Raw genomic sequence first — 15,496 nt, 5'->3', positions numbered from 1 at the left:
TGCGGAAAAGCGTTACGCGGCCCGTCCCTGCGAGCCCTTAGCTGTGTGCAACACCGCTTTTGCGAAATCCGAAATCGCATCGAGCGTCGCCTCCGGCGCTTCGCGATGCGGCTGATGTCCCGCGCCGGGGATCACAGTCACATCGACCGGACAGTAGCACTCTTCCTGCGCGATCTCGACCTGACGCATGGTTCCATACTGGTCGTTGACACCTTGCAGGATCGCCACCGGTACGCGGATATAGGCGAGGTATTCCGAAATATCCCAGTTGCGAAAATCCGGATCGAGCCAGGCGCCGTTCCAGCCGTAGAAGGCATTGTCAACGTGCCGGTGCCAGCGCGACAGCTTCCCCTTGAGGTTGGTGGTCTCGTAGGCGGTGCGGATCTCCGCGATCGAGGCGACCGAAATATCCTCGACGATGAAATGCGGCGCGATCAGCGCGAGCCCCTGCACGCGGTGATCCTGATGCGAGCCGGTATAGATCGCCGCGATCGAGGCGCCGTCGGAATGGCCGAGCAGGAGGCCGCGGCGGAAGCCGGTCTTGTCGAGCAGTTTCGGCAGCACGTCGAGCGCCTCGACATGCATGTAGTCGAGCGGCCGCGGCAGTTTAACGGGCGTCGATGCGCCATAGCCGGCGCGCGAATAGGCGAACACGCCCGCGCCGGTCGCGGCTTGCAGTTTTTCGGGGAAGTCGCCCCACAGCCCGGCCGAGCCGAGGCCCTCATGCAGCATCACAATGGTCGGCGCGCTCTCGGGCGACGGACCGATCATGCGGTATTCGAGATGGGAAGCGCCGATCGTGAGGAAGCCCGAGGGGGTAAGGGTTGTCATGCTGCTGTGTCCGCTTGCTCCATCATGGCCGGGCTTGACGGCTCATTTAATTCGCACCGTCCCGCAGCTTGAACCGCTGAATCTTGCCCGTCGCCGTCTTCGGCAGGCTGTCGACCACGTCGATCCATCGCGGGTATTTCCACGCGCCGATCTTCTGCTTGACGTGCTCCTTCAGCACTTCGTGCAGATCATCGGTTTTGGCGCCGGGCCGCAATACGACAAAGGCTTTAGGCTTCAATAATCCTTCCGGATCGGATTCCGGCACGACGGCGGCTTCCAGTACCGCCGGGTGGGTGATCAGCGCGCTCTCGACCTCGAACGGGGATACCCAGATGCCGGAGACCTTGAACATGTCGTCGGCGCGGCCGCAGAAAGTGTAACGGCCATCGGAATCGCGAGTATATTTGTCGCCGGTGCGGGTCCAGGGGCCTTCGAAGGTCGCGCGGCTCTTGGCACGCTGATTCCAGTAGCCCTCGCCGGCCGAGGGCGCATCGACCAGCAGTTCGCCGACTTCGCCGTCGGGCACCTCGGCGCCTGCTTCATTGACCAGCCGCACCTTGTAGCCGGGCACCGGCCGCCCCGAGGAGCCGTATTTGATGTCGCCGGGGGCGTTGGACAGGAAGATGTGCAGCAGTTCGGTCGAGCCGACGCCGTCGAGAATGTCGACGGCGAAGCGTGCTTTCCAGGCGTTGCCGACCGATTCCGGCAGCGCCTCGCCGGCGGAGGTGCAGATGCGCAGGCGATTGCCGGCGCGGGCATCCTTCACCGTCTCGTCGTTGAGCATCGCGGCGAACAGCGTCGGCACGCCGTAGAAGATGGTCGGATTATACTTGTTCATCAGCGCGAACATCGCGGCCGGCGTCGGCCGGTCCGTGTGCAGCACCGTGCTTGCGCCGACCGACATCGGAAACGTCAGCGCATTGCCGAGGCCATAGGCGAAGAACAGTTTTGCCGCCGAGAGGCAGACATCGTTCTCGCGAATGCCGAGCACCTGTCTGGCGTAGGTATCGGCGGTGGCGGCGAGATTGGCGTGCAGATGCCGCACGCCCTTCGGCATGCCGGTCGAGCCGGACGAATAGAGCCAGAACGCGGGCTCGTCGGGATGCGTCGCGGCGGTCGCAAAGGTATCGCTCTCGCGCGCCAATTCATCGGAGAGTTTCTTGTGGCCATGGGCGTCCTTGCCCGACACGACGATGTGTTCGAGATCGGGCATCCGAGCGACAATGTCTTTCACGACCGGCAGCAGCGCTTCGGAGACGAACAGCACGCGCGCGCGGCAATCCCCGAGAATGTAGGCATACTGCTCCGACGTCAGCAGCGTGTTGAGCGGCACCGGCACGATGCCGGCGCGGATCGCGCCGAGGAACACGCAGGGGAAGTCCACCGTATCCAGCATGATCATCGCCACGCGCTCTTCGCGGCGGACGCCGAGCCGGCGCAGCATGTTGGCGACGCGGCGGGTCTGCCGCTGCAGATCGCCATAGGTGAGTTCGGTGACGGTGTCGGTGAAGGCGAGCTTTGCCCCGCGCCCCTCCTCGACATTGCGGTCGAGCAGCCAGGTCACCGCATTGTACGAACCGGACGTGCCGCTCACGACGCTTCTCCCCTCAGTTTTTAAGAATTATAATTCATACAAAGACACCGGCTGCGCTTGCTGTCAATCCTCATCGGCATTATGTTTCCGAAATCCGTTCAACCGCAGGTAAAGCCGAACGAGGAAATGACCGAGGCCAGCGACCCCGAATCCGGCTTTCTCGAGCAGCTCGGCCAGCGTGTGCGCACCATGCGCGCCCTTCGCGGCATGTCGCGCAAAGTGCTCGCCAAGGTTTCCGGAATTTCCGAGCGCTACATCGCGCAGCTCGAAAGCGGCAAGGGCAATGTTTCGATCGTGCTGCTGAGGCGCGTGTCGAACGCGATGGGCGCGCATCTCGAAGATCTGATTCCGTCCGCCGAGCCAACGCCGGACTGGGCAGTCATTCGCGATCTCCTGCGCAAGGCGACGCCGGCCCAGATCGCGCAGGCCAAGGATGCCCTGGCCGGCGGCGGCCTGTCGGCGCAGCGACGGATCAGCTTTGCCGGCATCGCCCTGATCGGCCTGCGCGGCGCCGGCAAATCCACCCTCGGCAGGATGCTGGCGAAGAAGATCGGCTGGAAATTCGTCGAGCTCAACAAGGAGGTCGAGGCGCAGAACGGATTGTCCGTCGCCGAGATCATCGCGCTCTACGGCCAGGAAGGCTTTCGCCGCATGGAGCAGGCGGCACTGTCGCAATTGCTGGCGCGCAAGGAGCTGATGGTGCTGGCGACCGGCGGCGGCATCGTTTCCGAGCCGCTGACCTTCGACCTGATCCTGTCGTCTTTCTACACCATCTGGCTGAAGGCCGAGCCGGAAGAGCACATGGCCCGCGTCCGCGGCCAGGGCGATCTGCGCCCGATGGCGGACGATCGCTCGGCGATGGCCGAATTGCGCAACATCCTGATCAGCCGCGAGCCGCTCTATGCCCGCGCGTCGGCCGTGGTCGATACCGCGGGACTTTCCGTCGATGCGGCGGCGGCGCGGCTCAGCGATGCGGTGGCGCCGGTGCTGCACGACAAGCACGCGTTCGGGCTGCGCAGCGCGGTCTCCTGACCATTTCTGCGAAAGTGCAAGCCGCAGGAGCCTGGTTTCCGGTCGCGCTGAAGGTATGCGCTCGACGGTTGCAGGTGGAAGCCAGCGCCACCATTAACCCTTATACAAGTTCCATGCGAACGACGGCTGCAACACACCCTGAAGGAGTGTTACCAAAGCGTTAATCGCATGGAGGACAATCGTGCTGGAGCGCCGTCGACACCCGAGAGGCCGCGTCTATTACGGCGGAATGATCGCGTTCAACGCGCGCAACTCGACGCTTGACTGCATCGTGCGAAATTTCAGCCGGGGCGGCGCGAAGATCGAATTCGAGAATTCGGCCATCCTGCCAGACCAGATCGATTTCGAAGTCGTGCGCCGGGGGCTTTCCTGTCATGCCCGCCCCGTCTGGCGCGATCACAACACAGCGGGCCTGATGTTCTGTGGCGAGCACGACATGAGCAGCGTTATTCCCTTGGAATGGGCGCGCAAGCTCCGCGCCAGCGAGCGGTCCAACCGACGGCTGAAGTCGCGGCTCAATCAGCTCCTGAACGAATTCTAGATCGCATGAGCAGCGTTGAAGGCGAAGACGCCCTTCTCGCCGCGGCCAAGCCGCCGAAAGTCCGGCGCGGGCTGCGCGCGATATTGCTGGCATTGGTGACGCAGTACGCGATTATCGCGACCGTTGTCGGCCTGTCGCTCGCGGCGATGCTGCGCTATCTGGTGACGCCGCAGATCGTCGCCAAGTTCGAAGCGATCGAAGCCGCCCTCAAGCGCTTGCCGCCTTAGGGCCCAGCCGCGATACTGATGCCACATGAAACTGCTTTTTCTCCATGGGGCGCCCGCTGTCGGCAAGCTCACGGTCGCAAAAGCGCTGCTCCGGATCGTGCCGGGCCGGCTGATGGACAACCACGCCGCCATCGACCTGGCACTCACGGTCTTCGAGTTCGGCGCGCCCGGCTTCTGGGAGCTCGTCCATGACGTCAGGCGTTCGGCCCTTGGCGCCGCCGCCGAGCACCGCGTGCCGCTGCTGGTCACGACGTTCTGCTATGCCGAGCCTGAGGACCGGGAGCAATTCGGCAACATCGAGGAGATCGTGCAGCGTCACCGGGGCGAGCTGCTGCCGGTCTTCCTGCATTGTTCGCGCGAGGAATCATTGCGCCGGGTCGGCCATCCCGACCGGGTGGCGCGGCGCAAGATATCTTCAGGAGAACATTTGCTCCGCGAGCTCGACCGCTACGACCTCACCGCCGTGCCGCGGGCCGACTGCCTCAGGCTGGACACCAGTTCGAATCCGGCAGAAGTGACTGCGCAGAAGATCGTCGAGCATTTCGGATTGAACGTTCCGGCATGACGGGCCATCGTCAATGGTGAAGCCATGAAAATCGAGATCGCGTCCAGCTCAGACATTCCAGCGATGATGCGCGTCGAGCGCGGCGAGGGCTATGCGCGCCTGGTCGGCCGGTGGGACGCCGAGCAGCATGCCTCGGCAATCGAGAATACGTCCTGCAGATATTATCTGGCGCGCGACGGCGCCGACATTGCGGGATTCGCGATCCTGCAGAATGTCGGAAGCGAGAATCAATGCGTGCGGCTTCGCCGTATCGCCGTGCAGGATGCCGGGCGCGGCATCGGCTCGCGGCTCCTGCAGTCCGTCCTGAAGGTCTGCTTCGACGAATTGGGCGCGCATCGCGTCGAGCTGTTTGTGTTTGAAGACAACGAACGGGCCTATCGCGCCTACCTGAAGAACGGATTCGTCGAGGAAGGCATCGTCCGCGACATCCACCGGGACGCGGATGGCACCTTCCGGTCCATGCGCCTGATGTCCTTGCTTAGAACGGAATGGAAGCGTCCAGCCTAGCGTTGTTTGCACTCCGCAGCCTATCCCCGTCATTGCGAGCGCAGCGAAGCAATCCATTCCTCAACGCAGGGATAGATGGATTGCTTCGTCGCTTTGCTCCTCGCAATGACGAGGGAAATAGCATCACCAAGCTTCACGCGCTTTTTCTGCGGGGCCTATCCGAGCTTCGCGAAAGCGGGGGCATGCTCGATGACTCCCGTATCCGTCAAAAGTTCATTTCCCCCAAGCGGCAGGACCATCAGATGCGGCCCCGCATAAGGCGAGATGAACCCGCTCGCCTTGCCGGCATCGAGGCCGAAACGCCGGTAGAAGGCGGGGTCGCCGAGGACGAAGATGCCGCGCCAGCCGGCGGCCTCGCTATGGGCGATACCCTGGCGGATCAGCCGGCTGGCAAAACCTTTCCGTCGGTATTCGGGCAGCACCGCGACGGGTGCGAGCGCCAGCGCCGGAAACGGCGCTTTCATCCGCGAGAACAGGACGTGGCCAACGATCGTTCCGTCATCGACGGCAACCAGCGAGAAAATCGCATCGCCGGCCACGCGCAGATCGTCGACCAGTTGCGCTTCGGCCGACTGGCCGAACGCCACTTCCTCGACGACATGAATCGCCGCAATATCCTCGTGCGTTTCAGACCGGACGATCATCGTCACACCAGCATCGATTTGACCGAGGCTGCCGTCTCCTGCAAGCGCGGCAGGAAGCGTTCGACCATCTCGGCTGCCGATACGCGGTCGACATGTGCGCCCATGTTGATGGCGGCGACGATGGCGCCGTCGTAGCGGCGGACCGGCACCGAGATCGAGCGGAAGCCCGGTTCTGCCTCGCGATCTACCAGCGAATAGCCGGCCGCGCGATCCCTGACGATCGTCTTCAGCAATAATTTCCTGTCGGTGACGGTGAACGGCGTCAGCGCCGTGAGGTCCATCGCGTCTAGCGCATTTGCGAGTTCGTCATCCGTCAGCCGCGACAGCAGCACGCGGCCGACCGAGGTGCAGAACGCCGGCAGGCGGTAGCCGATATCGATGCCTGACGAAAATATCCGCGTCGGGCTGGCGCGCGCGATGAAGACGACATCGTTGCCGTCGAGGATCGCCATCGACGAGATTTCCTGCGCCTCGCTCGACAATCGATCCAGCGCCGGCTGCAGCACCGAGACGACATGGTTGGAGGCGAGATAGCTCGATGCCAGCACCAGCACGCGCGGCATCAGGCGGAACAGCTTGCTGTCGGTGGTGACGAAGCCGGCGCGCTCCAGCGTGAACAGGATGCGCCGCGCAGTGGCGCGCGGCAGGTCGGCGGCCTTGGCGAGATCGCTCAGCGTCATCGGCTGCCCGCTGCCGCCGAACACCTCGAGCACGCGCAGGCCACGGTCGAGGCTTTCGATAAAATCAGTGGCGCCGCGGTTGTCTGCGTCTCCGGCGCGCTTAAGCTTCGGCATCGCTGCCTCCATAATCCGCTTGCCTAACGCCCAGCCTACGCTAAAATCGCACAAAAGTTCAATAGGCGAACAAATCCAGCTGACGGAGATCCTCGCCATGATGAGCCAGGAAGCGAACGACCTGATTACCCGCACCGGCCGCAAGGACCCCTGCGGCAAGCTGATGCGGATGTACTGGCAGCCGGCGGCGCTGGTCGACGAGCTCGAGGGATCGCGGCCGGTTCGCCCCGTAAAACTGCTTGGCGAAAACCTGGTGCTATTTCGCGACGAAGCGGGACGTTACGGCCTGATCGATCGCCACTGCGCGCATCGCGGCGCCGACCTCGCCTTCGGGCGACTTGAGAACGGCGGGCTGCGCTGCGCCTTCCACGGCTGGCTGTTCGATGTCTCCGGGCAATGCCTGGAGACGCCCGCGGAGCCGAAGGATTCAAAGCTGTGCCAGGGCATCAGGCAGCGCTCCTACCCCGTGGTCGAAAAGAGCGGCATCCTCTGGGCTTATCTCGGCGAAGGCGAGCCGCCGGCATTTCCGGAGATCGACTGCTTCGTCGCGCCCGACAGTCATACCTTCTCGTTCAAGGGCCACATCAATTGCAATTGGCTGCAGGCCCTCGAAGTCGGCATCGATCCGGCACACGCTTCATTCCTGCATCGTTTCTTCGAGGATGAGGACACGTCCACCGCCTACGGCAAGCAGTTCCGCGGCGCATCCGCCGGCAGCGACATGCCGATGACGAAGATTTTGCGCGAATACGACAACCCGATCATCAATGTCGAGCACACCGAATACGGACTGCGCCTGATCGCGCTGCGCGAGCTGGATGAAGAGCGCACGCATGTGCGCGTCACCAACCAGCTTTTCCCGCACGGCTTCGTCATTCCGATGAGCCAGGAGATGACGATCACGCAGTGGCATGTGCCGATCGATGACGAGAACTGCTACTGGTACGCGATCTTCACCAGCTACACGACGCCGGTCGACAAGAAGAAGATGCGCGACCAGCGCCTCGAACTGTATGAGCTGCCGGATTACAAGTCGCGCAAGAACAAGAGCAACGATTACGGCTTCGATCCGCACGAACAGGCGACCGCGACCTATACCGGCATGGGCAACGACATCAACGTCCACGACCAGTGGGCGGTGGAATCGATGGGTCCGATCCAGGACCGCACCAACGAGCATCTCGGCCAATCCGACAAGGCGATCGTGCAGTATCGCCGCCTGCTGCGGCAGGAGATCGAGAAGGTGTCCGGCGGCGAAAAGCCGATGCTGTTCCTGGATGCCGCGCATGCGCGGAGCATTCAGGGCCCGGCGACGATGGACGGCATCGGGCCGACGTTAGGGTGGGAAATCTACTGGATGGAAGTCGACGTCAAGCGACGCCGCGGCGCGCCATGGGCGGCGCCGGTGCCGCGCGAGATCGCCGGCAAGGTGCCGCATCTCACGGCGGCGGAGTGATGATGCTCCCTCCCNGACAAACGCGAAGCGTTTGTGCAAGGGAGCGAAGCGACGAAGCAATCCATGTCCACGCTTGCGGCGCTATGGATTGCTTCGCTGCGCTCGCAATGACGGCTACTGCGGAGCAATGCGTTGAGTTTTGTCGAACGTCACGGCTTGTGGTCGAAAGAACAGCAGGAGGCCGCCAGCCGCCTTCGTAAAATCGTCGACGAGCAAAAACTCGAAGTCATCCGCCTCTCATTCCCCGACCAACACGGCATCTTGCGCGGCAAGACGCTGATCGCGGGCGAAGCGATTGCCTCGATCGAAAGCGGCTGCTCGATCACCACGACGATGCTTGCCAAGGACACCTCGCACAAGACGGTGTTTCCTGTATTCACCGCCGGCGGCGGGTTCGGCATGAAGGAGATGGAGGGCGCCGCCGACGTGTTGATGGTGGCCGACCCGACGACCTTCCGCGTGCTGCCGTGGGCGCCGACCACGGGCTGGCTGCTTTGCGACCTCTATTTCAACGACGGTCGTCCGGTGCCGTTCGCCACGCGCCATCTCTATCGCAAGGTACTCGATCAACTGGGAAGCCGCGGTTACGATTTCGTCGCGGGGCTCGAGGTCGAATTCCATCTCTTCAAGCTCGACGACGCGCATATGGCGCCGGAGGATGCCGGCCAGCCCGGACGTCCGCCGTCCGTCAGCCTGCTGTCGCACGGCTATCAGTATCTCACCGAGCAGCGCTACGACCAGATGGAACCGGCGCTGGAAATCATCCGCCGCGACGTGCTGGCGCTCGGCCTTCCCTTGCGATCAGTCGAGGTCGAGTTCGGGCCGAGCCAGTGCGAATTCACCTTCCAGCCGACCAAAGGCCTGGTGCCCGCCGACAACATGGTGCTGTTCCGCTCGGCCGTAAAACAGATCGCGCGCCGCCATGGCTATCACGCGACCTTCATGTGCCGGCCGAAACTGCCCAACGTGTTCGCCTCCGGCTGGCATCTGCATCAATCGCTGGTGTCGCGCGCTGATGGCGCGAACGCGTTCATGGCGAGCGACAATGACGAAGCGCTGAGCCCGCTCGCAAAACACTATCTCGCGGGGCTTCTCGAGCACGCCCGCGCATCCACCGTATTCACGACGCCGACCATCAACGGCTACAAGCGCTACCGCTCCTATTCGCTGGCGCCGGACCGCGCGATCTGGGGCCGAGATAACAGAGGCGTCATGATCCGCGTGCTCGGCGGCCCCGGCGATGCCGCCACGCGGCTGGAAAACCGCATCGGCGAGCCTGCGGCGAACCCGTATCTCTACATGGCCTCGCAGATTCTCTCAGGGCTCGACGGTGTCGATCGCAAGCGCGATCCGGGTCCGTCGGCGGATACGCCCTACGAGACCAAGGCGGCGCTGTTGCCGAAGAGCCTGCGCGAGGCGGTGTTTGCGCTGCAGGACGATCCGTTCTTCCGGCAGGCACTGGGCGCGGAGTTCGTCGACTATTACGTCCACATCAAGAATGCGGAGATCGAGCGGTTTCAGGCCGAGGTGTCGGACTGGGAGCACCGCGAATATTTCGAGATGTTTTGAGAGACAGGCACCGTGGCCTCGATCCTTCGAGGCGCCGCTTCGCGGCTCCTCAGGATGAAGGGAAAGAGTTATAGGCGAGGACAGACCTGCCCCTCATGGTGAGGAGCGCGGCAAAGCCGCGCGTCTCGAACCACGAGGCCACCGGCGCTCAGCGGGAGCCCCTCAGATCCCCAGATACCGGTGCTGAAGGTCCGGCTCCGCAATCAGCTGTTCGCTCGTCCCGGTCCACACCGTGCGGCCGCGCTCGATGATGTAATGGCGGTCGGCGATCCTGGAGAGGTTGGCGACGTTCTTGTCGATGACCAATACCGACTGCCCGCGGCCCTTCAGCATCGACAGGCAGTTCCAGATCTCCTCGCGGATCAAGGGGGCGAGGCCTTCGGTGGCCTCGTCGAGGATCAACAGTTTCGGATTGGTCATCAGCGCGCGGCCGATCGCCAGCATCTGCTGCTCGCCGCCCGAGAGCGTCACGCCCATGTTGTTGCCGCGCTCGGCGAGTCGCGGAAACAGCGCATGGATCTTTTCGATGGTCCAGGGATCGGACGCGCCCTGGCGGTTGCCGGAGGCCGCGACCAGATTTTCGTACACGGTGAGATTGGGGAAGATCTGGCGTCCCTCGGGCACCAGGCCGATGCCGAGTTTTGCAATCTTGTACGACGGCAGGCTGCGCACCTGCTCGCCCGCGAAGCGGATCGTGCCGGCGCGCGCGCCTGTCATGCCCATGATGGAGCGGATGGTCGTGGTCTTGCCCATGCCGTTGCGGCCCATCAGGGCGACCATTTCGCCCGACTGGACCTTCAGCGACAGGCCGAACAGCACCTGGCTGAGGCCGTAGCAGGTCTCAACGCCGTCGATTTCGAGCAATGTTTCAGCCATGACGCGTCACCGCATGCTGGTCGCCGAGATAGGCGCGTTTGACTTCCTCGTTGTTCCGGATGGCGTCGGGATCGCCCGAGGCGATGACGCGGCCATAGACCAGAACGGTGATGCGGTCGGCGAGCGCGAACACCGCCTCCATATCGTGCTCGACCAGCACGATGGTGACTTCCTTCCGCAACTCTTTCAGCAGCGCCACCATGCGCGCGGATTCGGTGACGCCAAGGCCGGCCATCGGCTCGTCGAGCAGCAGCAATTGCGGTTTTGTCGCAAGCGCGACCGCAAGCTCGAGTTCGCGCTGCTCGCCATGGCTCAGTTCGGAAACCAGCACGTTGGCGCGTTGCCCGAGCCCCACTCGCGTCAGCGCGGCCTGCGCCGCGTCGCGCAGATGCTTCTCCTTGCGGGCAGCGCCCCAAAAGCGGAACGAATGGCCGTCATGGGCCTGCGCCGCGATCGCGACGTTATCGATCGCAGTAAAATCCCTCAGCAGCGATGTGATCTGGAACGATCGCGCCAACCCAAGCCGGCTGCGCTGATAGGCCGGCACCGCGGTGACGTCGCGGCCGGCGAAGTGGATGGCGCCCGAATTCGGCATCAACTGCCCGGTCAACTGGCTGATCAGCGTGGTCTTGCCGGCGCCGTTGGGGCCGATGATGGCGTGCAGTTCACCGGGCAGCACATCGAGCGAGAGATTGTCGGTAGCCTTGATGCCGCCGAAGCTGCGGATCAGGTTTTCGACGCGGAGCAAGGGGACACCTGCGGAATCAGTCACGGCTCAACCTCCCGAGCACACCCATGATGCCGCCGCGCGCAAACAGCACGATCAGCAGCAACAGCGGGCCCATGATCAGCGCCCAGTATTCCGTGAATTGCGACAGCAGCTCTTCCAGCAGCAGAAACACGATGGTGCCGATGACCGGCCCGAACAGCGAGCCCATGCCGCCGAACACCACCATCACCATGAGTTCGCCGGAGCGGGTCCAGTACATTCCGGCCGGGCTGACGAAGTCGGTGTTGTTCGCCAGCAGCGCACCGGCCAGGCCGCAGATCGTCCCTGAAATGACGAAGCAGACCAGACGATAGCGGTTGGCATGATAGCCGATCGCCTGCATGCGCTGCTCGTTGGAACGAACGCCCTGCACCACCATGCCGAAGCGCGAATTGACGATGCGCCAGATCAGGTAGATGCCGCCGAACAGGCAGGCGAGGCAGAGGTAGTAGAACTGCGTGCGGTTCGACAGATCGATCAGGCCGCCGAACGTGCTGCGCTTGTAGATGGTCAGCCCGTCATCGCCGCCATAACGCGACAGGCCCGAGGTAACGTAATAGGCCATCTGCGCGAAGGCCAGCGTGATCATGATGAAGTAGACGCCGCGGGTGCGCAAGCTGAGCGCGCCGATGACGAGCGCATACAGCGCCGACGCCGCCAGCGCCACCGGCCACTGGATGAATCCGGAGCCGATGCCCTCGAAAGCAAGGATGCCCACCGCGTAGCCGCCGATGCCGAGATAGGCGGCATGGCCAAAACTCATCATGCCGCCATAGCCCATGATCAGATTGAGGCTGGCGGCGGCGAGCGCGAAGATGATGATGCGCGTGAACAGCGTCAGGATGAAGATGTTGCCGGTCAGCGCGGAATAGACCGGCAGCAGAGTGAGACCAAGCGCGACGAGCGCCACGACGACGTTGCGGGCGTTGATGGTGGAAGATTTCATCGCTTGGCAGCCGGAAACAGCCCCTCCGGACGAACGACAAGGACGATCGCCATCAGGAGATAGATCAGCATCGACGACAGCGCGGGCGCGGCGGTCGAGGCGGCGGCGGAACTGAGCACCGTGCGCAGCAGATCGGGCAGGAAGGCGCGGCCGAGCGTATCGATCATGCCGACGAAAATCGCGGCGAGAAACGCGCCGCGGATCGAGCCGATGCCGCCGATCACGATGATGACGAAGGCGAGAATCAGGATGTTCTCGCCCATGCCGATCTGCACGGTGAGGATCGGCGCCTGCATCAGCCCGGCAAGGCCGGCGAGCGCGGCGCCGAGCCCGAACACCAGCGTGAACAGCAGCTTGATGTTGATGCCGAGCGCGCCGATCATTTCACGGTTGGAAGCACCGGCGCGGATCAGCATGCCGATCCTGGTCCGCATCACCACGAGATACAGCATCGCGGCAACCGCCAGCGCGACCACGATGATCGAGAGACGGTAGGCCGGATAGAACACGCCGGGGACGATTTGCACCGGCACGGTGAGCCAGGACGGCAGCGGCAGCGACAGGCCGGCCGGGCCCCAGATCAGCCGCACCGCGTCGTTGAAGAACAGGATCAGGCCGAAGGTCGCCAGCACCTGGTCGAGATGGTCGCGGCCGTAGAGGTGTCTCAGTGCGATGAATTCGAGCGCGATGCCCAATAGCAGCGTGGCGCCGAGCGCCATCAGGATGCCCAGCACAAAGCTGTTCGTCCACGCCACGAAGGTCGCGGCGAAATACGCGCCCATCATGTAGAGCGAGCCGTGCGCCAGATTGACGAAGTCCATGATGCCGAACACCAGCGTCAAGCCGGCCGCCAGCAGGAACAGGAGCAGACCGAACTGCAAACCGTTCAGCGATTGTTCTACGAGGACGAGCATAGATCCTAAACTCTAGACCTGAAAAAACAGCGGCAGCACATCTGCGCCGCCGCCATTTTCTTGTTGGGCGGATGATCGGTCGCGAACCGCCCCCGGGTCAAGCCCGAGGGCGCGCGATCGGCGATCATGCACCGGTCATGCCAATCACTTCATCGGGCACTTGTCGACGAAGCGGTCCTGATCGTCCTTGACGATGGTCGCCACCGTCTTGAGCGAGAGCTGGCCGTCGGCGTCCTTGACCACGTCCTGCAGATAGAAGTTCTGCACCGGGATGTGGTTCTTGCCGTATTTGAACGGGCCGCGCACCGACTTGAAGTTGGCCTTCTCCATCTCGGCCTTCATCTCGTCCTTTTTCGAGGTGTCGCCCTTCACCGCAACCACCGCGCTGTTGATCAGGTTCACCGCGTCATAGGACTGCGCGCCGTAGAAGGTCGGGCGCAGGCCGGTGTACTTCTTGCGGTAATCCTCGACGAACTTCTTGTTCTCGGCGTTCGGCAGATCGTTGACCCATTGCTGGGCGCCGGGCACGCCGATCGCGTTGTCCTTCTGAAGCGGCAGCGACAATTCGTCGATCGTAAACGCCGTATAGAGCGGAATCTGGCCCTTGATGCCGGCCTGGGCGTATTGATTGAGGAACTGGACGCCCGCCGCGCCCGGATAGAACACGAAGATCGACTCGGCCTTCGAGTTCTTCGCCTTGGTCAGTTCGGCGGAGAAGTCGAGCTGGCTCGGCCAGACCGTGTATTCCTCGCCCACGACCTGGCCCTTGAACGTGCTCTTGACGCCGGCCAGCATGTCCTTGCCGGCGGCGTAGTTCGGGCCGATCAGGAATACCGATTTCACGCCCTTCTGGTTCATGTAGGTGCCGACCGCCTGCGGGGTCTGGTCGTTCTGCCAGGACGTCGAGAACACGTAAGGCGAACAGAGTTCGCCGGCAAGCTGCGAGGGACCGGCATTGGCCGAGATCAGGAAGGTTTTTGAATCGACCGCGGTCTTCAGCGACGCCAGCAGCACGTTCGACCAGATATAGCCGGCGATGAAATCGACCTTGTCGGACTGGATCAGTTTTTCGGTCTTCTGCTTGCCGACATCAGGCTTCTGACCATCGTCCTCGTAGATCACTTCGACCGGCTTGCCGCCCATTTTGCGGCCGAGATGGTCGAGCGCCAGCTCGAACGAGTTGCGCATGTCGTTACCGATCACAGCGGTTGGGCCGCTGAAGGTCGAGACAAAACCGATCTTGATGGTGTCGCCTGCGGCCGCGGCCTGCGTCAGCGCCAGAATTGCCGCGCCGGCCAGCCAGAATGCCTTTTTCATAATCACTCCCCTCCTCGTTATCCAACCACACCCGGGTCAACCCGGGCGACCACGCCTGTCTCGCGCGCCTCATTATTGGGTGAGGTATTTTGTGCGCGAAATGGCCGGTCAGCGGCAAGCGTGAACCGCCGGCCCGGCTTTGGACCTTCGGCTCATACCCCCTGCGGCCTGCACCATAATTCGCAGATGGAGGGGATGGCAAGAATTATAATGCCGGTTGCCGGAGCAACAATTGTCGCACCGCGGCGGGCGGCCACTCGGATTTTAGGGATTCCCTAAAGCGGCTGGAAGCCAAGCTTTGCCTGCAACCTCCGCGGTTCACAGCTCCGAAAGCAATCTGTAGCCAACTGCGCCGAAGAGGATAGATCCATGCTGGGTTTCCTGTTCGGCTTCAATGCGCGCATCGGCCGGCTGCATTTTTTCTGCAGCACGCTCGTGGTCACCATCATGATGGTCGCCGTCCACGCCGCCGCCATCGCTTACACCTTTCAGACCACTCCAAAGGGAACGATGCCAAGCCCGACCGCAGGGCCGATCTTCGCCGCCGCCATCTTCTACGCGTGGCTCACCATTACGCTGCAGTCGATGCGGTTCAGGGACATCGGATGGGATCCGGTTTGCGTGATGCCGGCGTGGATCGCGGTTGTAATCGTCGACGGGCTCGTCGCCACCAAATTCCCGGCCATGTCGCTGGGCCATGAGCGCGGAACGGCATTCGGCGCACTCGTCAACCTCTCGCTCATTCTCGCCTTGCTGTTCTGTCCCAGCGGTGCGGATGACAGCCCGGCGCCGACACTTGACGAGCGATTTCGAACGCCCGATCCGCCGCCGCCCCGCCCGGTCGCGGAGGCCCCGGCCGCGCCGCAAATTTCGCGGCCGGCCAATGGTGGATTCGGCCGCCGCGGGCTTTAGCT

At 63.2% G+C, this 15,496-nt stretch carries 17 protein-coding genes; 8 read left to right on the top strand and 9 right to left on the bottom strand.

The features are described 5' to 3' along the window. Positions 1 to 12 precede the first annotated feature (12 nt). Positions 13 to 831, bottom strand: coding sequence for an alpha/beta fold hydrolase (locus tag CQ14_RS24995; protein ID WP_057860481.1), 819 nt, complete (start codon positions 829 to 831; stop codon positions 13 to 15). 46 nt (positions 832 to 877) lie between these two features. Next, positions 878 to 2,425, bottom strand: a complete 1,548-nt coding sequence (locus CQ14_RS24990; protein WP_057860480.1) for a benzoate-CoA ligase family protein — start codon at positions 2,423 to 2,425, stop codon at positions 878 to 880. Between the two features lie 81 nt (positions 2,426 to 2,506). On the opposite strand from CQ14_RS24990, the gene CQ14_RS24985 reads away from it, so the two are divergent. From CQ14_RS24985 to CQ14_RS24965, 5 genes are all read left to right on the top strand, one after another. Then, positions 2,507 to 3,457: a helix-turn-helix transcriptional regulator gene (locus CQ14_RS24985; protein WP_082650026.1), complete on the top strand. Its 951-nt coding sequence runs from the start codon at positions 2,507 to 2,509 to the stop codon at positions 3,455 to 3,457. Positions 3,458 to 3,638: 181 nt separating this feature from the next. Further along, the gene (locus CQ14_RS24980) at positions 3,639 to 3,998 is read left to right on the top strand and encodes a PilZ domain-containing protein (protein WP_057860479.1); all 360 of its coding nucleotides are present in this window, start codon (positions 3,639 to 3,641) and stop codon (positions 3,996 to 3,998) included. Positions 3,999 to 4,003: 5 nt separating this feature from the next. Beyond that, on the top strand, positions 4,004 to 4,225 hold the full coding sequence (locus tag CQ14_RS24975; protein WP_057860478.1) for a hypothetical protein: 222 nt from the start codon (positions 4,004 to 4,006) through the stop codon (positions 4,223 to 4,225). 25 nt (positions 4,226 to 4,250) lie between these two features. After that, positions 4,251 to 4,790 carry a P-loop nucleotide/nucleoside kinase family protein gene (locus CQ14_RS24970; protein WP_057860477.1) on the top strand — a complete coding sequence of 180 codons (540 nt, stop codon included), beginning with the start codon at positions 4,251 to 4,253 and terminating at the stop codon, positions 4,788 to 4,790. Between the two features lie 24 nt (positions 4,791 to 4,814). Beyond that, on the top strand, positions 4,815 to 5,297 hold the full coding sequence (locus tag CQ14_RS24965; RefSeq protein ID WP_057860476.1) for a GNAT family N-acetyltransferase: 483 nt from the start codon (positions 4,815 to 4,817) through the stop codon (positions 5,295 to 5,297). Positions 5,298 to 5,452: 155 nt separating this feature from the next. Here CQ14_RS24965 and CQ14_RS24960 read toward each other — a convergent pair whose 3' ends face one another. Further along, complete coding sequence (locus CQ14_RS24960) at positions 5,453 to 5,941, bottom strand: GNAT family N-acetyltransferase (RefSeq protein WP_057860475.1); 489 nt, start codon at positions 5,939 to 5,941, stop codon at positions 5,453 to 5,455. Positions 5,942 to 5,943: 2 nt separating this feature from the next. Then, positions 5,944 to 6,735: an IclR family transcriptional regulator domain-containing protein gene (locus CQ14_RS24955; protein ID WP_057860551.1), complete on the bottom strand. Its 792-nt coding sequence runs from the start codon at positions 6,733 to 6,735 to the stop codon at positions 5,944 to 5,946. Positions 6,736 to 6,832: 97 nt separating this feature from the next. Between CQ14_RS24955 and CQ14_RS24950 the strand changes: the two genes are divergently transcribed. Together CQ14_RS24950 and CQ14_RS24945 are read left to right on the top strand one after the other, a co-directional pair. After that, a complete protein-coding gene (locus CQ14_RS24950; protein ID WP_057860474.1) occupies positions 6,833 to 8,191 on the top strand; it encodes an aromatic ring-hydroxylating dioxygenase subunit alpha in 1,359 nt (452 codons plus the stop codon). A 132-nt stretch (positions 8,192 to 8,323) separates the two neighbouring features. Next, complete coding sequence (locus CQ14_RS24945; protein WP_057860473.1) at positions 8,324 to 9,760, top strand: glutamine synthetase family protein; 1,437 nt, start codon at positions 8,324 to 8,326, stop codon at positions 9,758 to 9,760. Between the two features lie 162 nt (positions 9,761 to 9,922). Here CQ14_RS24945 and CQ14_RS24940 read toward each other — a convergent pair whose 3' ends face one another. The 5 genes from CQ14_RS24940 to CQ14_RS24920 form a co-directional block, all read right to left on the bottom strand. Next, positions 9,923 to 10,636 carry an ABC transporter ATP-binding protein gene (locus tag CQ14_RS24940; protein WP_057860472.1) on the bottom strand — a complete coding sequence of 238 codons (714 nt, stop codon included), beginning with the start codon at positions 10,634 to 10,636 and terminating at the stop codon, positions 9,923 to 9,925. Continuing rightward, positions 10,629 to 11,408, bottom strand: a complete 780-nt coding sequence (locus CQ14_RS24935) for an ABC transporter ATP-binding protein (protein WP_057860471.1) — start codon at positions 11,406 to 11,408, stop codon at positions 10,629 to 10,631. The genes CQ14_RS24940 and CQ14_RS24935 overlap by 8 nt, the downstream gene beginning before the upstream one ends. Next, complete coding sequence (locus CQ14_RS24930) at positions 11,401 to 12,351, bottom strand: branched-chain amino acid ABC transporter permease (protein ID WP_057860470.1); 951 nt, start codon at positions 12,349 to 12,351, stop codon at positions 11,401 to 11,403. Before CQ14_RS24930 ends, CQ14_RS24935 begins: the two co-directional genes overlap by 8 nt. Next, positions 12,348 to 13,265, bottom strand: a complete 918-nt coding sequence (locus tag CQ14_RS24925) for a branched-chain amino acid ABC transporter permease (RefSeq protein WP_057860469.1) — start codon at positions 13,263 to 13,265, stop codon at positions 12,348 to 12,350. The genes CQ14_RS24930 and CQ14_RS24925 overlap by 4 nt, the downstream gene beginning before the upstream one ends. Positions 13,266 to 13,409: 144 nt before the next feature. Further along, a complete protein-coding gene (locus CQ14_RS24920; RefSeq protein WP_057860468.1) occupies positions 13,410 to 14,582 on the bottom strand; it encodes an ABC transporter substrate-binding protein in 1,173 nt (390 codons plus the stop codon). Positions 14,583 to 14,951: 369 nt separating this feature from the next. Between CQ14_RS24920 and CQ14_RS24915 the strand changes: the two genes are divergently transcribed. Further along, positions 14,952 to 15,494: a DUF805 domain-containing protein gene (locus CQ14_RS24915; RefSeq protein WP_057860467.1), complete on the top strand. Its 543-nt coding sequence runs from the start codon at positions 14,952 to 14,954 to the stop codon at positions 15,492 to 15,494. Positions 15,495 to 15,496 lie beyond the last annotated feature (2 nt).

Origin of the sequence: Bradyrhizobium lablabi, assembly GCF_001440475.1 — a bacterium.
GTDB lineage: Bacteria > Pseudomonadota > Alphaproteobacteria > Rhizobiales > Xanthobacteraceae > Bradyrhizobium > Bradyrhizobium lablabi.
The sequence above is the reverse complement of the archived record's forward strand: the minus strand, read 5'-3'. Positions and strand labels throughout refer to the sequence as shown.

Coding starts and splice junctions, on each gene's coding strand:
- CQ14_RS24995 (WP_057860481.1), bottom strand. CDS start 831: ATGACAACCCTTACCCCCTCGGGCTTCCTCACGATCGGCGCTTCCCAT.
- CQ14_RS24985 (WP_082650026.1), top strand. CDS start 2,507: ATGTTTCCGAAATCCGTTCAACCGCAGGTAAAGCCGAACGAGGAAATG.
- CQ14_RS24975 (WP_057860478.1), top strand. CDS start 4,004: ATGAGCAGCGTTGAAGGCGAAGACGCCCTTCTCGCCGCGGCCAAGCCG.
- CQ14_RS24970 (WP_057860477.1), top strand. CDS start 4,251: ATGAAACTGCTTTTTCTCCATGGGGCGCCCGCTGTCGGCAAGCTCACG.
- CQ14_RS24965 (WP_057860476.1), top strand. CDS start 4,815: ATGAAAATCGAGATCGCGTCCAGCTCAGACATTCCAGCGATGATGCGC.
- CQ14_RS24960 (WP_057860475.1), bottom strand. CDS start 5,941: ATGATCGTCCGGTCTGAAACGCACGAGGATATTGCGGCGATTCATGTC.
- CQ14_RS24955 (WP_057860551.1), bottom strand. CDS start 6,735: ATGCCGAAGCTTAAGCGCGCCGGAGACGCAGACAACCGCGGCGCCACT.
- CQ14_RS24950 (WP_057860474.1), top strand. CDS start 6,833: ATGATGAGCCAGGAAGCGAACGACCTGATTACCCGCACCGGCCGCAAG.
- CQ14_RS24940 (WP_057860472.1), bottom strand. CDS start 10,636: ATGGCTGAAACATTGCTCGAAATCGACGGCGTTGAGACCTGCTACGGC.
- CQ14_RS24930 (WP_057860470.1), bottom strand. CDS start 12,351: ATGAAATCTTCCACCATCAACGCCCGCAACGTCGTCGTGGCGCTCGTC.
- CQ14_RS24925 (WP_057860469.1), bottom strand. CDS start 13,265: ATGCTCGTCCTCGTAGAACAATCGCTGAACGGTTTGCAGTTCGGTCTG.
- CQ14_RS24920 (WP_057860468.1), bottom strand. CDS start 14,582: ATGAAAAAGGCATTCTGGCTGGCCGGCGCGGCAATTCTGGCGCTGACG.
- CQ14_RS24915 (WP_057860467.1), top strand. CDS start 14,952: ATGCTGGGTTTCCTGTTCGGCTTCAATGCGCGCATCGGCCGGCTGCAT.